The 12,839-nt window shown below is 62.9% G+C and carries 13 protein-coding genes; 5 read left to right on the top strand and 8 right to left on the bottom strand.

The genetic code is table 11. The annotated features are described in order from the left end of the window. Positions 1-75 precede the first annotated feature (75 nt). Positions 76-1,284 (top strand): benzoate/H(+) symporter BenE family transporter, encoded by a 1,209-nt coding sequence (locus PLD_RS18995; protein WP_159895406.1) that lies wholly within the window; start codon positions 76-78, stop codon positions 1,282-1,284. A gap of 14 nt (positions 1,285-1,298) precedes the next feature. On the opposite strand, the gene PLD_RS18990 is transcribed toward PLD_RS18995, so the two are convergent. The 3 genes from PLD_RS18990 to kynB all read right to left on the bottom strand — a co-directional run bounded on the left by PLD_RS18990 (position 1,299) and on the right by kynB (position 4,661). Beyond that, a complete protein-coding gene (locus tag PLD_RS18990) occupies positions 1,299-2,795 on the bottom strand; it encodes a PLP-dependent aminotransferase family protein (protein WP_159895404.1) in 1,497 nt (498 codons plus the stop codon). 266 nt (positions 2,796-3,061) lie between these two features. Then, positions 3,062-3,913, bottom strand: coding sequence for a tryptophan 2,3-dioxygenase (kynA, locus tag PLD_RS18985; RefSeq protein WP_159895402.1), 852 nt, complete (start codon positions 3,911-3,913; stop codon positions 3,062-3,064). A 106-nt stretch (positions 3,914-4,019) separates the two neighbouring features. Further along, the gene (gene kynB / locus PLD_RS18980; protein ID WP_159895400.1) at positions 4,020-4,661 is read right to left on the bottom strand and encodes an arylformamidase; all 642 of its coding nucleotides are present in this window, start codon (positions 4,659-4,661) and stop codon (positions 4,020-4,022) included. Positions 4,662-4,958: 297 nt separating this feature from the next. Here kynB and PLD_RS18975 point away from each other — a divergent pair, with 297 nt between their 5' ends. The 3 genes from PLD_RS18975 to PLD_RS18965 all read left to right on the top strand — a co-directional run bounded on the left by PLD_RS18975 (position 4,959) and on the right by PLD_RS18965 (position 6,428). Then, positions 4,959-5,303: a cupin domain-containing protein gene (locus tag PLD_RS18975; RefSeq protein ID WP_159895398.1), complete on the top strand. Its 345-nt coding sequence runs from the start codon at positions 4,959-4,961 to the stop codon at positions 5,301-5,303. A gap of 124 nt (positions 5,304-5,427) precedes the next feature. Continuing rightward, the gene (locus PLD_RS18970; RefSeq protein WP_159895396.1) at positions 5,428-5,913 is read left to right on the top strand and encodes an antitoxin Xre/MbcA/ParS toxin-binding domain-containing protein; all 486 of its coding nucleotides are present in this window, start codon (positions 5,428-5,430) and stop codon (positions 5,911-5,913) included. Further along, positions 5,910-6,428: an RES family NAD+ phosphorylase gene (locus PLD_RS18965; protein ID WP_159895394.1), complete on the top strand. Its 519-nt coding sequence runs from the start codon at positions 5,910-5,912 to the stop codon at positions 6,426-6,428. Before PLD_RS18970 ends, PLD_RS18965 begins: the two co-directional genes overlap by 4 nt. 270 nt (positions 6,429-6,698) lie before the next feature. On the opposite strand, the gene mmsB is transcribed toward PLD_RS18965, so the two are convergent. Together mmsB and PLD_RS18955 are read right to left on the bottom strand one after the other, a co-directional pair. Then, positions 6,699-7,586, bottom strand: coding sequence for a 3-hydroxyisobutyrate dehydrogenase (gene mmsB / locus PLD_RS18960; RefSeq protein WP_159895392.1), 888 nt, complete (start codon positions 7,584-7,586; stop codon positions 6,699-6,701). A 10-nt stretch (positions 7,587-7,596) separates the two neighbouring features. After that, positions 7,597-9,123, bottom strand: coding sequence for a CoA-acylating methylmalonate-semialdehyde dehydrogenase (locus PLD_RS18955; RefSeq protein WP_159895390.1), 1,527 nt, complete (start codon positions 9,121-9,123; stop codon positions 7,597-7,599). 148 nt (positions 9,124-9,271) lie between these two features. Here PLD_RS18955 and PLD_RS18950 point away from each other — a divergent pair, with 148 nt between their 5' ends. Further along, a complete protein-coding gene (locus PLD_RS18950) occupies positions 9,272-10,222 on the top strand; it encodes a LysR family transcriptional regulator (protein WP_159895388.1) in 951 nt (316 codons plus the stop codon). A gap of 163 nt (positions 10,223-10,385) precedes the next feature. Here PLD_RS18950 and PLD_RS18945 read toward each other — a convergent pair whose 3' ends face one another. The 3 genes from PLD_RS18945 to PLD_RS18935 are packed head-to-tail and all read right to left on the bottom strand — an operon-like array spanning position 10,386 to position 12,741. Further along, positions 10,386-10,889, bottom strand: coding sequence for an OmpA family protein (locus PLD_RS18945; RefSeq protein WP_159895386.1), 504 nt, complete (start codon positions 10,887-10,889; stop codon positions 10,386-10,388). Between the two features lie 5 nt (positions 10,890-10,894). Further along, entirely contained in the window at positions 10,895-12,163 is a 1,269-nt protein-coding gene (locus tag PLD_RS18940; protein WP_159895384.1) for a diguanylate cyclase domain-containing protein, read from the bottom strand. Further along, the gene (locus tag PLD_RS18935) at positions 12,160-12,741 is read right to left on the bottom strand and encodes a YfiR family protein (RefSeq protein WP_159895382.1); all 582 of its coding nucleotides are present in this window, start codon (positions 12,739-12,741) and stop codon (positions 12,160-12,162) included. Before PLD_RS18935 ends, PLD_RS18940 begins: the two co-directional genes overlap by 4 nt. Positions 12,742-12,839 lie beyond the last annotated feature (98 nt).

Raw genomic sequence — 12,839 nt, 5'->3', positions numbered from 1 at the left:
GTCCGCCCTCCCCCTAGAATCGACTCCCTCAAGGCCCCCGAGCCTGGGAGCCTGTTTCTGGATGGAGAGCGGCTGATGAACAGAACGGCGACAAGCCTGCGCTGGACCGATGTTTTCTCGCCCACCGTGGCGGCGCTGATTTCAGTGCTGGTGAACTACGGCGGGACCTTTGTCCTGGTGTTCCAGGCCGCCGAACTGGCGCGCCTGTCAGCGGCCCAGACCGCGTCCTGGGTCTGGGCGGTGTCTGTGGGCGTGGGGCTTACCGGGCTGTGGCTGAGCCTGCGTTACAAGGCGCCGATCATCACTGCCTGGTCCACACCCGGCGCGGCGTTCCTGGCCACGGTGATGCCGTTCACGCCCTATGCCGAGGTGATCGGTGCCTACCTGATCTCGGCCCTGGGGTTCATCATCCTCGGCGGCTCCGGGGCCTTCGACAAACTGGTGCGGATGATCCCCAAGGGCATCGCCGCCGGCCTGCTGGCGGGCATTCTGCTGCAGTTCGGGATCCATGCCTTTGGCGGCGCCAGCGCCGACCCGCTATTGGTGACAGTGCTGCTGGTGTCCTACGCCTTGCTGCGGCGTTTCACCTCGCGCTTTGCCGTGGTGGGCATCCTGGTCATCGGCCTGGGGCTGCTCATCCTTCAGCAGCGGATCGACGTTTCTGCCGTGCACTTGAGCCTGGCGGTGCCGGTATTCACCGCGCCGCAGTTCTCCCTGCAGGCCTTGCTCGGAGTGGCCTTGCCGCTGTTCGTCATCACCCTCACCGGCCAGTACATGCCCGGCATGCTGGTGCTGCGCAATGACGGCTACAGCACCAGCGCCAACCCAGTGCTCACGGTTACCGGGCTGGGCTCGCTGCTGCTGGCACCGCTCGGCGCTCATGCCTTCAACGTGGCGGCGATTACTGCGGCGATCTGTACCGGCAAGGATGCCCACCCGGACCCGAAAAAACGCTACATCGCCGGTATCGCCTGCGGGCTGTTCTACATCCTGGTGGGCACCTTCGGCGTGACCCTGGCCAGCCTGTTCATGGTGCTGCCCAAGACCTTTATCAGCACCCTGGCGGGCCTGGCGCTATTGGGGGCGATCGGTGGCAGCCTGGCCAATGCCATGGCCGACGCGGCCACCCGGGAAACCGCGCTGATCACCTTCCTCGCCACCGCGGCCAACGTCACCCTGTTCGGGGTCGGCGGTGCCTTTTGGGGGCTGGTGGCCGGCTTGACCGCGCACCTGCTGATCCACGGCCAGGCCAACCTGTTTGCCGCCCGAGCCGCCAAACCCTGAAGGCCAGCGCCTGGCTAGGCCTTTCTCAGGACCTGGGCCAGGCGCACCATGATCGCCTCGATTTCATGGGCACTCAACGAGGCGTAGCCGAGCAACCAGCCTGGCTGCTTCTGCTCCCCGGCATACAGCCGGCTGAGCCCCGGCAACTGGATGCCGGCCCGGGCGGCCCGCTGCTGGGTCAGTTCCTCGCTCCAGCCGGGCTCAAGCAGGCAAGGAATCTGCAACCCGCCCGGTGGTGGCAGGGCCACGGCAATGCCCTGCAAATGCCTCCCGATGGCATCGAGCATGGCTTGCCGGCGCCCGGCGTAGAGCTTGCGCATGGCCCGCACATGGGCGTTGTAGTGCCCCTCCTCCATGAACCGCGCCAAGGTCAGCTGGAGGATCTGCGGCGTGTGGCCGTCCATGATGCTGCGGGCCGCGCTGAAGGCGCTCACCAGCTCGCTGGGCAGGGCCATGTAGCCCATGCGCAGACCCGGGTAGAGGGTCTTGCTGAAGGTGCCGATGTAAAGGGTGCGCTGATACGGGTCCAGGCCTTGGACACAGGCGGTGGGCAAACCGTCGTAGTGGAACTCGCTGTCGTAGTCGTCCTCGATGATCCATTTCTCCTGCTCGGCCGCCCAGCGGGTCAGTTCCAGGCGGCGCTCCAGGGACAGGGTGACGCCCGTGGGGTACTGATGGGACGGCGTCACATAGACACAGCGGGCGCCACTGCGGTCGGCCCGCAGCAGGTCGGTGCGAACGCCCTGGCTGTCGACATCGATAGGCACGATCCGTGCCTCGGCGGCCTCGAAAGCCTTGCGTGCGCCGAAGTAGCCCGGGTTCTCCAACAGGATCGGCTTGCCGGCGTCCACCAGCAGTTGGGCACAGAGGTACAGCGCCTGGCGGGTACTGCTCAGCACCAGGATCTGCTCGGGCTGTACCTTGGCTCCGCGCTCCAGGTTCAGGTAGGCCGCAATGGCCTTGCGCAGGGGCAGCGCGCCCTGGGGATCACCATGCAGCAGTACATTGGCACGGTAATCCTTCAGCGCCTGGCGTTGCAGGCGTTCCCAGACATCCAGCGGGAAGCTGCGGGTTTCCGGCAGCCCGGTAGCAAAGGCGGTGACGGCCTGCTGATCGCTGACGCCGCCCCTTTGCAACAGCAGCGCGCCGCGCCGGCTCAGGCCCGCCCCAGGCTCTCGGCTGTAGCCAAGCTGCCCCTGCAACTGCTGGCGGCGGACTGAGCCGCGCAACTGGGCACCGATGGCTTCACAGACATAACTCCCCGAACCTTCGCGGCGTTGGATAAAACCATCGCGTTGCAACTGCACATAGGCGTTTTCCACGGTGTCCCGGGAGACCGCCAGCGACTGGGCCAGGGCCCGACTGGCCGGCAACTTCACTCCCGGCCCCAGGGCGCCATCGAGGATCAGCCCGCGCAACGCACGCTGGATGCGCTGGTGCAGGTCCAGAGGACGGAACTCAGGGTCGCTGAGGCGCATCTTGAGGGTTTCAAGCTCGAAAGTCCGGGACATGTGGTCTGCCTGGGAGAGTAAAAATTCTGCACTTAAGGCAGCCACTTTATCTCCAGAGCGCAACTGTCACCAATGCCTACCGCTCTGCAACGACCTCTGTAGCCGCTGCCGCAGGCTGCGCTAAGGTCCGCAGGACCTTCCAGACCTCAAGAGAGCGTCTGCTGCACAGGCGATCGCAGCCTGCGGCTGCGGCGACATTAGGGACTCAGGCAATCAGACGCCGGCAGGCAAATGAAAACGCCCCGGCAGGCGGAGCGTTTTGCGGATCAGAGCGAGGATCGCACTCGCCACAATTCGGGGAACAGCACGGTGTCGAGCATCTTGCGCAGGTAGCCCACGCCTTCGGTGCCACCGGTGCCGGGCTGGAAGCCGATGATGCGCTCGACGGTGGTCACGTGGCGGAAGCGCCACTGGCGGAACGAGTCTTCCAGGTCGATGAATTTTTCCGCCAACTGGTACAGATCCCAATAGGTCGAAGGATTGGCATACACCTCCCGCCAGGCCGCTTCTACCGACGGCTCATGCTGAGTCGTGGCAGTGCTGTTCAGCGCCAGACGCGCAGGATCGATGCTCAAACCACTACGGGCCATCAGGGCAATGGCTTCGTCATACAGGGACGGGGTAGCGATCGACGCCTCCAACGATTGCAGCAATTCGGGACGATGAGCATGGGGCCGCAGCAGCGCCGCGCTCTTGTTGCCAAGAATGAATTCGATCTCCCGGTACTGGAACGACTGAAAGCCCGAGGACTGACCCAGGTACGGACGGATCGACTTGTACTCGGACGGCGTCATGGTCGCCAGCACCGCCCAGGCATGCACCAGTTGATCGAAGATCCGCGAGACCCGCGCCAGCATCTTGAACGCCGGGGGCAACTGGCCCTGGCGCACCTGCTCGCGAGCGGCCTTGAGCTCATGCAGCATCAGCTTCATCCACAGCTCCGAGGTCTGGTGCTGGATGATGAACAGCATCTCGTTGTGGTCCGGCGACAGCGGGTGCTGGGCACTGAGGATGCGCCCCAGGTCCAGGTAGTCGCCGTAGCTCATGGAGTCGGAGAAATTCAGCTCGGCATTATGCCATTCATCCGGTGGGTTGCTTGAAAAGGGACATTGGCTCATGACGTGGGCTCCTCGCCTCAGGCAGCGGTTACCACCCGCAGGCTGCGCAACCCGGACTCGGGATGCACAACGGCGCGGACGGCCAGCGGTGTATTTATTGTAGGAATCAATCGGCCAAGGGGCGCAGGATCGCCCGCACCGGACTGGCGTCCAGGTGAGCGAAGCGCAGTGGCAGGGCAATCAGTTCGTAGTCGCCTTCGGCCACTTCATCGAGCACCACGCCTTCGAGGATCGCCATGCCGTGGCAGGCCACGGTGTTGTGGGCCTCCATGGTCTTGGATTGCTGAGGGTCGAGGGACGGCGTGTCGATGCCGATCAGGCGCACGCCGAGGCTGGCCAACAGCTCGATGGTGGCCGGGGCGACGGCGGTGAAGTCCGGGTCCCAGGCACTCAACGGCGCCTGTGGATAAGTACGCAGCAAGACTCGCGGGGGCAGGTTGTCCAGGCGCCCGATCAAGGCTTCGGGTTGCACCAGGGCGCCGCTGTCCAGGCAATGCACAACCCTGCATGGGCCCATGTAGACATCCAGCGACACTTCACCGATGGGCAGGCCGTCCGGCCGGTAATGCAGAGGCGCATCGACATGTGCACCGGTGTGGGGCGACAGGGTTACCCGGCCGACATTCACTGGGCACTCGGGCCCGAACTGCCAGACGCGCTCCTCCTGGAACGCTGTATCTCCCGGCCAGGTCGGGGTCGCGGTACTCAACGGCGGGCTGATATCCCACCAGCGTGGTGTATTTTCCATTTATGCGGCTCTCGATCACTCCGAGCTGAATGATACGAGCGATACCGGTAAAGATTCTTGCGAAATAACTCGGACCATCTCAGATATTTCGCAAATCATGCTAACAAAGCGCGGTTTATCGAATGAATCGTGCAAGCACCAGAAGCCTTCCTCAGTCCATCCACGGCAGGCCTTGCCCTGCCGCTTGCGCTGATCACGTCTGCGCTTCTAGATACCTCGAGGTCGACAACAGACATCCCCCGGGATGCCGGGCGCTATAGGGTGCGTCTTCAGTTCTCTGCCCGCTAGGAGCACAGCATGTCGCAACCCATTACCGTTCTGCGCGATACCCATCCGCTGCCCGTTCTCGACGCCTGCAAATGGGAAAAACTCGCAGGTGACCCGCACACCGTCAACCTCAACGCCTACACCAGCGAGGACGGCAGCAAGATCATGGGCACCTGGATCTGCACCCCGGGCAAGTGGCGAGTGGCCTATGAGAAATGGGAGTACTGCCATTTCCAGGAAGGCTACTGTGTGATCACCCCGGACGGCCGTGACCCGATCCACCTTCGCGCCGGCGATATCTTCGTGATCGAGCCCGGGATGAAAGGCACCTGGGAAGTGCTGGAAACCGTGCGCAAATACTTCGTGTTCGCCTGATCTCTGAACACCCGCCGGGAGCCCGCGCAATCCGGGCTCCTCCGGCATGGCGGCCACTCAACTCAACGCGCCACGCCAAATGTCTATATAATCACTGCCAAATGGCAAAGGCAGGAGTAGACCCATGGTTGCGCTGACAGACACCGGCCTCACCCCCAAGCGGCGGGGCAAGCTGGTATTGAAAGAACAGTCTTCGGACATCCTCCTGGGTGGCCGGGCACGCTTTGACGACCGCATCTCGATCTATCGGCTGACCGAGGAAGGCATCCCGCTGACGGCGATCATCAAGTTCGTCTCCTCGGTGCCCATGCTCAAGGACGAACAGGTCCTGGCCAAGATCATCGGCCTCTCCGAACGCACCCTGCACCGCCGCCTGAAAACCCCGGACGAGCCCCTGAACCCGGAACAAAGCGCCCGCGCGGTACGCTTTGCCCAGGTGCTGGCCAAGGCCCAGGACATCTTCGGCAGCAGTGAACAGGCGCAGGACTGGATGGCCAAGCCGGTGATGGGCCTCGATGGCCATAAACCCGTGGACCTGTTGACCAACCCCATCGGCTTCGAATTGGTGGATGAGTTTCTCACTCGCCTGGAATACGGGGTCTATCAGTGATCAGTGTTCCCGGCAGCAGCGCGATTCATTTCTGGCGACTGGACGCCGCCCGGCATGCCGACAGCTGGGACAGCGGCATCGGTGCCGAGCTGTGCGGTGGTCGCTGGAACTCCAAAGGGGTCAAGGCGGTGTATGGCAGCGCCGACCCAGCCACGGCGATTCTCGAAGTGGCGGTGCACAAGGGCTTTGCTGCCCTGGACAGCGTGCCCCATGTGCTGACCGGGGCCCTGATTCAGGACCCGTCGGCCATCTACCGCGTGGATGAACGCAGTCTGCCCAATCCCAACTGGCTGATCCCGGGGATTCCCAGTGCCGGCCAGCAGAAATTTGCCGACCAGTTGCTGGCCGACCACCCATTCGTACTGCTGCCCTCATCGGTGTCGCGCCACAGCTGGAACATTCTGATCAATCCGTTGCTGGCCAAAGGGCTGTACCAGGTGGTGATCCAAGAGCGCTTCGGCCTCGACACCCGCCTCAACCCTCCCCCGCACACCGCTGCCAATCGCCCGAACTGAACCCACAAAAAAGCGGGAACCTGCCCGACGCAGATTCCCGCAAACGCCCCGGCTGAAGGGGCCGCGTTCAATACCAATCTTCGCCAGACGTGAAATCGCTGCGGCCCTTCGGGCCGTTCGCAGCCTGCGGCAGCGGCTACACCCATCCTTGTAGCCGCTGCTGAGCCCGCGAAGCGGCGAAAAGGACCGCAGGGCCTTGCTTGGCGCTATCCAGCTTTGAGATCGCTGCGTCCGTTCGCAGCCTGCGACAGCGGCAACACAAGCTTTGCCTTACTGCGGTTTGCGGTAGCTGTTGACGATGGCCGAGAAGTCCTTGCCGCCTTCCCCACGCTGGCTCATGGCCTGGTACAGCTGCTGGGCCACGGCGCCGAGCACCACCGGCTGATGCGCCTGGCGCGCGGCCTCGGTGGCCAGCCCCAGGTCCTTGAGCATCAGCTCGGCACCAAAGCCGCCGGTGTAGCCCCGGGACGCAGGGGCGGTTTCAATCACTCCAGGCCACGGGTTGTAGGTATCGGAACTCCAGCAACGGCCGGTGGAGCTGTTGATAATCCCCGCCAGCACTTGAGTGTCGATACCCAGGGCATCCCCCAGGGCCATGGCTTCGCTGACGCCGATCATCGAAATCCCCAGCAGCAGGTTGTTGCAGATCTTGGCGATCTGCCCGGTGCCCACTTCGCCGCAATGCACGATGTTGCGCCCCATCTGCGCCAGTACCGGTTGCAGGGTGGCGAACAGCTCGGCACTGGCGCCGACCATGAAGGTCAGGGTGCCGGCCTGGGCGCCACCGGTGCCGCCGGACACCGGCGCATCGGCCATGGCCACGCCTTGCTTGGCGGCAACGGCAGCCACTTCGCGGGCGGTCTGCGGGTCGATGGTGCTGCAGTCCACTGCCGGCACGCCGCCAGCGATCCCCGCCAGCACCCCGTCTTCACCCAGCCACACACTGCGCACATGAGCCGCGGCGGGGAGCATGCTGATCACCAGCTCGGCGCCTTCGGCGGCGGCCTTGGGCGAGGCACTGATGCGCCCGCCCAATTGCGCCAGCTCCGCCAGCACGCTTTGGTTGAGGTCGAACAGGTTCAGCTGATGGCCGGCCTTGATCAGGTTGCGGGCCATGGGCGCGCCCATGTTGCCCAGGCCGATAAATGCAATCTTCATGTCAGGCTCCTCAACGCAGGCTGATGGTGGTGTTCACACCGTCGTTGACGCTGTCGTCGTCGAACCAGCGGCTGGTGACGGTCTTGGTCTGAGTGTAGAACTGCACCACTTGCTTGCCGTAGGGCCCCAGGTCGCCGAGCTTGGAACCACGGGAACCGGTGAAACTGAAGAACGGCACTGGCACCGGGATCGGGATGTTGATGCCGACCTGGCCGACGTCGATTTCGCTCTGGAACTTGCGCGCCGCCGCACCGCTCTGGGTGAACAGGCCGGTGCCGTTGCCGAAGGGGTTGGCGTTGACCAGGGCAATGGCCTGATCCAGGGTGTCCACCTCCAGCACCACCAGCACCGGGCCGAAGATTTCCTGGGTGTAGATCTGCATAGAGGGGGTTACCCCGGAGAACAGGGTCGGCCCGATGAAGTTGCCCTGCTCGTAGCCTGGGACCTGGATATCGCGGCCGTCCAGCTCCAGCGTGGCGCCTTCTTTCACGCCGCTCTCGATCAGCTGCAGAATCCGCGCCTTGGCGCGCTTGGAGATCACCGGACCGACGTCGGTGCCCGGCTCGCTGCCAGCGTTGACCTTGAGTTTCTGCGCCAGGGCCTTGAGGTCCGGCAGCCACTGTTTCGAGGCGCCCACCAGCACCACCACCGAGGTGGCCATGCAACGCTGACCGGCCGCGCCGAAGCCGGCGCCCACCAGGGCATTGAGGGTCTGTTCGCGGTTAGCGTCGGGCAGCACCACGGCGTGGTTCTTGGCGCCCATCATCGATTGCACGCGTTTGCCGTGCTTGCCGGCCAGGTCATAGACGTGAGTGCCGACCGCGGTCGAACCGACGAAGGACACGGCCTTGATGTCTTTGTGGGTGCACAGCGCATCCACCACGTCCTTGCCGCCGTGTACCACGTTGAGCACGCCGGCCGGCACCCCGGCTTCCACCGCCAGCTCCACCAGCAGCATGGTGGACAGCGGGTCCTGCTCGGAAGGCTTGAGAACGAAGGTGTTGCCGCAAGCGATGGCCATCGGGAACATCCACAGCGGAATCATCGCCGGGAAGTTGAACGGGGTGATCCCGGCGCACACGCCGATCGGCTGACGCAGGGTGTAGGTGTCCACGCCGCCGGCAACGTTTTCGGCGAATTCGCCCATCTGCAGGGTGCCGATGGAGCAAGCATGTTCCACCACTTCCAGGCCTCGGAAGATATCGCCTTCGGCGTCGGCGAGGGTCTTGCCCTGCTCGGCGCTGAGGACCACGGCAATGCGTTTGGAATGCTCGCGGATCAGGGCCTGGAGCTTGAGCATGATGCGCATCCGCGCGCCGATCGGGGTCAGTTTCCAGGTCTGGAAGGCGCGCTGGGCCGCAGCGATCGCGGCGTCGACTTCAGCGGCGGTGGCAAAGGGCACCTTGGCCAGCACTTCCTGGGTCGCCGGGTTGACGATGTCATGCCATTCCTGGCTCTGGGACTGGACCCATTCACCGTCGATCAGCAATTTGACCTGTTGCAGGGTGGTGCCGTCGGGCTTGAGGGATGCGTTCATGGGGTCTCCTGACTTCTTGAATTTTTATGCAGGGAACCAAGGCGGGCAAGCGCCTTGAAAGAAGGGCTGTCGCGAGTTGGTGTCGGACGGTTTTTGGAGTATAGATGTGCAAATTACTAATAAGAACGCACATAAAATCCGGTCCAACATGCAAAAAAACATCACCTCGTTGAGCACCCTGAACTGGGACGACCTGAAGTTTTTCCTTGAAGTGGCGCGCACCCGCAAGGCCAGCAGCGCGGCCAAGCGCCTGGCGGTGGACTACACCACAGTGTCGCGGCGCATCGGTTCGCTGGAAACCGCCCTGGGCACCCTGCTGTTCGAAAAATCCCGCACCAACGGCTTTGTTCTGACCGCCGAGGGCCAGCGTCTGCTGGGTTATGCCGAGTCCATCGAGAGCACCCTGCACATGGCCTGCGAGCAAGTCTCAGGCTCCGGGGTGGCGCTGTCCGGGCACGTGCGCATGGGCTGCACCGAAGGCTTCGGCAGCTTCTTCATCACCCCACAATTGAGCCATTTCCTCGATGCCTACCCGGCGATTTCGGTGGATATCCTGCCGCTGCCGCACTTCATCAGCCTGTCCAAGCGCGAGGCGGACATCGTCATCGCCCTGGAGCGCCCGGAGCACGGCCCTTATGTGTGCTGCAAGCTGTGTGATTACCGCCTGCAGCTGTACGCCACCCAGGAGTACCTCGACCGCCACCCGCCGATCCGCCGCCCCAGCGACCTGAGCGAACATCAATTCATCAGCTACGTGGATGACCTGGCGTTCAGTTCCGAGCTGCTGTACCTCGCCAACGTGGTGCCCGGGGCCAGCGCCAACCTGCGCAGCACCAGCGTCATTGCCCAGTACGTGGCGGCGCAGCAGGGCCGCTCCCTGGCGATCCTACCGTGCTTCCTGGCCGCCCAGGACCCGCGCCTGCTGCCGGTGCTGCCCAAGGAGATCAACCTGACCCGGCAATTCTGGATGTACTGCCGGGAGGACCTGCGCAAGCTCAAGCGGATCACCCTGTTGTGGGATTACATCCGTGAGGTGACCGAGCAGAATCGGCCGTTGCTCATGGGTGACAGCCGCGACATGCTGTTCGCCGCGCCTTGATCTGGCCAGAGACGGGCCCTTGGACCGGGACTTCAGAGAGATGCCCAGAGTATCTGTAGCCATGATCGACATTAGCCTCAACCTGCCCGATTGCATAAGCGACTAACCGGCCAAGGGTCACTAGCAGTTGCAGGGAAGCAATCGCAGCATTGGTAACCACCGATCAGTCGGCGATCACCACGATCGACACCCGGCGGTTTTCGGTGCGCCCGGCGGCAGTCTTGTTGGACGCCACCGGCTCGCTGCTGCCAAGGCCACGCAATTGAATGTTTTCCTCACGCATGCCGACCTGTGTCAGCACCTTGAGCACGCTCTTGGCGCGGCGTACAGAAAGCTGCACGTTGTAAGCTTCCTTGCCCGAAGCGTCGGTGTGGCCATCGACCCGAACCTTCTGGATATCAACGCTGAGCAAGGCCTTGCCGATGCGCTCGACGATCTCGGTGCTGTTCTGGTTCAGGGTTTCCACGTCGCTGCCAAACAACACCTTTCCCGACAAGCCAAACGCCCAGCCGTCATCTGTCAGTTCAAAGCCCTCCTGTTTCAGTACTGCGATCTGTTTCGGGGTCAATCCCTTAGGCGGCACACTCTGGCAGCCGGCCAAGGCCAGCAGGGCCATGAACACCAAGGTGCTGAACAGTCGAAGCGAACGTTGCGTCAATGAGAACAAGGGATTTAGCTCCTGTTTTGAACTTGAACAATAGGGACCTCCGTCCCCACAGTGTGTTGCCCGCCGCGCGAATCTCGCTTGGCTTGGTACATGGCTTCATCGGCGGCATTCAACAGACTGCCCGGGGTCACGCCATGATCCGGGTACACGGCGATGCCGATGCTCAGCGACGTCATGATCGACAGATTGCCAGGCAAGGGTATCGGCATTTCCATGCTTTTGATGATTTTGTCAGCGATGCGCTGAGCATCTTCAACCCGGTGCAGAGGCGTCAGTAGCACGGCGAATTCATCCCCGCCCAGACGCGCCACCAGATCCTCCTCGCGCAGTTGCGCACGGATCCGCGTGGCCACCGCCACCAGCACCGTGTCACCGGCGGCATGCCCGAAGTTGTCGTTGATTTCCTTGAATCGATCGCTGTCGAGAAACAACACCGCCACCCGCTCGTTGAGCTTATTGGCAGCGCGCAGCGCACGGATCAAGCGCCCCTCGAAGAACGCCCGGTTGGGCAGCCCGGTGAGGCTGTCGTGGTTGGCTTGGTGAGCCAGGGTTTCATTCTCGCTTTGCAGGTGGGTCTGCCAGGCTTCCAGCTCATCGAGCAGGGCATTGAAGTCATTACCCAGGCTGTCCAGTTCGGCAATTTCTGCCGGCGGTACGCGCTGATCGAACGCCCGCTCGCGTCGGGCCGCGTGAGCCACTTCCGCCAGGCTACGCAACGGCCCGGTGATCCCTCGCAACTGCCGGCGTGCCAGGTACAACGCCACCCAGGCGCTCAAGGCCGTGCACAGCACGATGCCCATCAGACCGCTGACGAGAAAACGCATCAAGCTGCCGCCATGACCGGTGACATTGATACTGCCGACTTTCTGGCCCTGACGAAGGATCGCCAGATTGACGGGCTTTTCCAAAAAGGCGCTGGCGATATGCATTTCCAGATTGGGCAGAAAACCACTTTCCGGACGTCGCCAACTGGCCATCAAACGCCCCTGGCTGTCATACACCTTGGCGTCGGCGACCTCTTCAGAGGAGGCGATCAGGGCCAGGGCCTCGGTAGCCGCGTCACTGTTGTTGAACACCACCGCCGCCTCCACCGTATAACTGATGGACCGGGCAATCAGTTGCAAGTTGTGATCGGCATACACCCGCAAGGCCAAGACCCCGAGAAAGGTCAGGGACAAGCTGGCCATGGAGATTGCCAACAACGCCACGATCAAATGGCCGCGACCTATTACCGACTGCAATGTCGGACGGGGGTTGGGCTTGAACAGTTTCATGGCTCCGCCGCACGACGACGGGACAGTTGCAGCACGCTGGGGTGAATCTTCACACCGCTACGGGCCACTGAGTCCAGATTGACCTCGAACGAGACCTGGCTATCGCTGACTCTCAGACAGAACAGACTGCCCACGGTGCACTGATCACCGCCCTCGCTGATGCTCAGCACCGGCTGACCGATCAGCGACTTGAACAGACGGGTTCGCTGGTCGTTGCTCAGCTTGCCGACATAGACCGAATCGCACTCACTGACGAGCGCCGGGTTATTGGCCAGCAGCCGCTGTACCAGCACCGGACGACCGCTGGCTTGAGTGGTGCCCTTGAGTAAGTCGTCGGTGTATTCGGTAGGCCCCACTATGCACAGACGCAATTGCGCCGGCTCAACCGGCCAGCGAGCGTAACTGAGAATACCCAGCACCACTTGCGTCACCGCCTTCGCTCGCTGTTCGGCCAGGCTGGCGGCCGATGGCGACTCAGACTGCGCGAAGGTCGATAGGCTGAAAAAGCACAGAATGATCGACAGTACAAACTGCCTCCGTCGCGAAATACGCTCTGTCCTAAAAACAGCCACGTCCATGCTGGGATTCTCTTTGAACTTCACGGAAATGATGCCGCAACGATAGCACAGCCCAAGAAATAGCAGCGAGCTCAACACCCTGAATAGACGCCGAAACA

It is taken from the genome of Pseudomonas sp. LD120 (genome assembly GCF_009861525.1).
Taxonomy (GTDB): Bacteria; Pseudomonadota; Gammaproteobacteria; order Pseudomonadales; family Pseudomonadaceae; genus Aquipseudomonas.
This window is presented reverse-complemented; position numbering and strand designations above follow the sequence as displayed.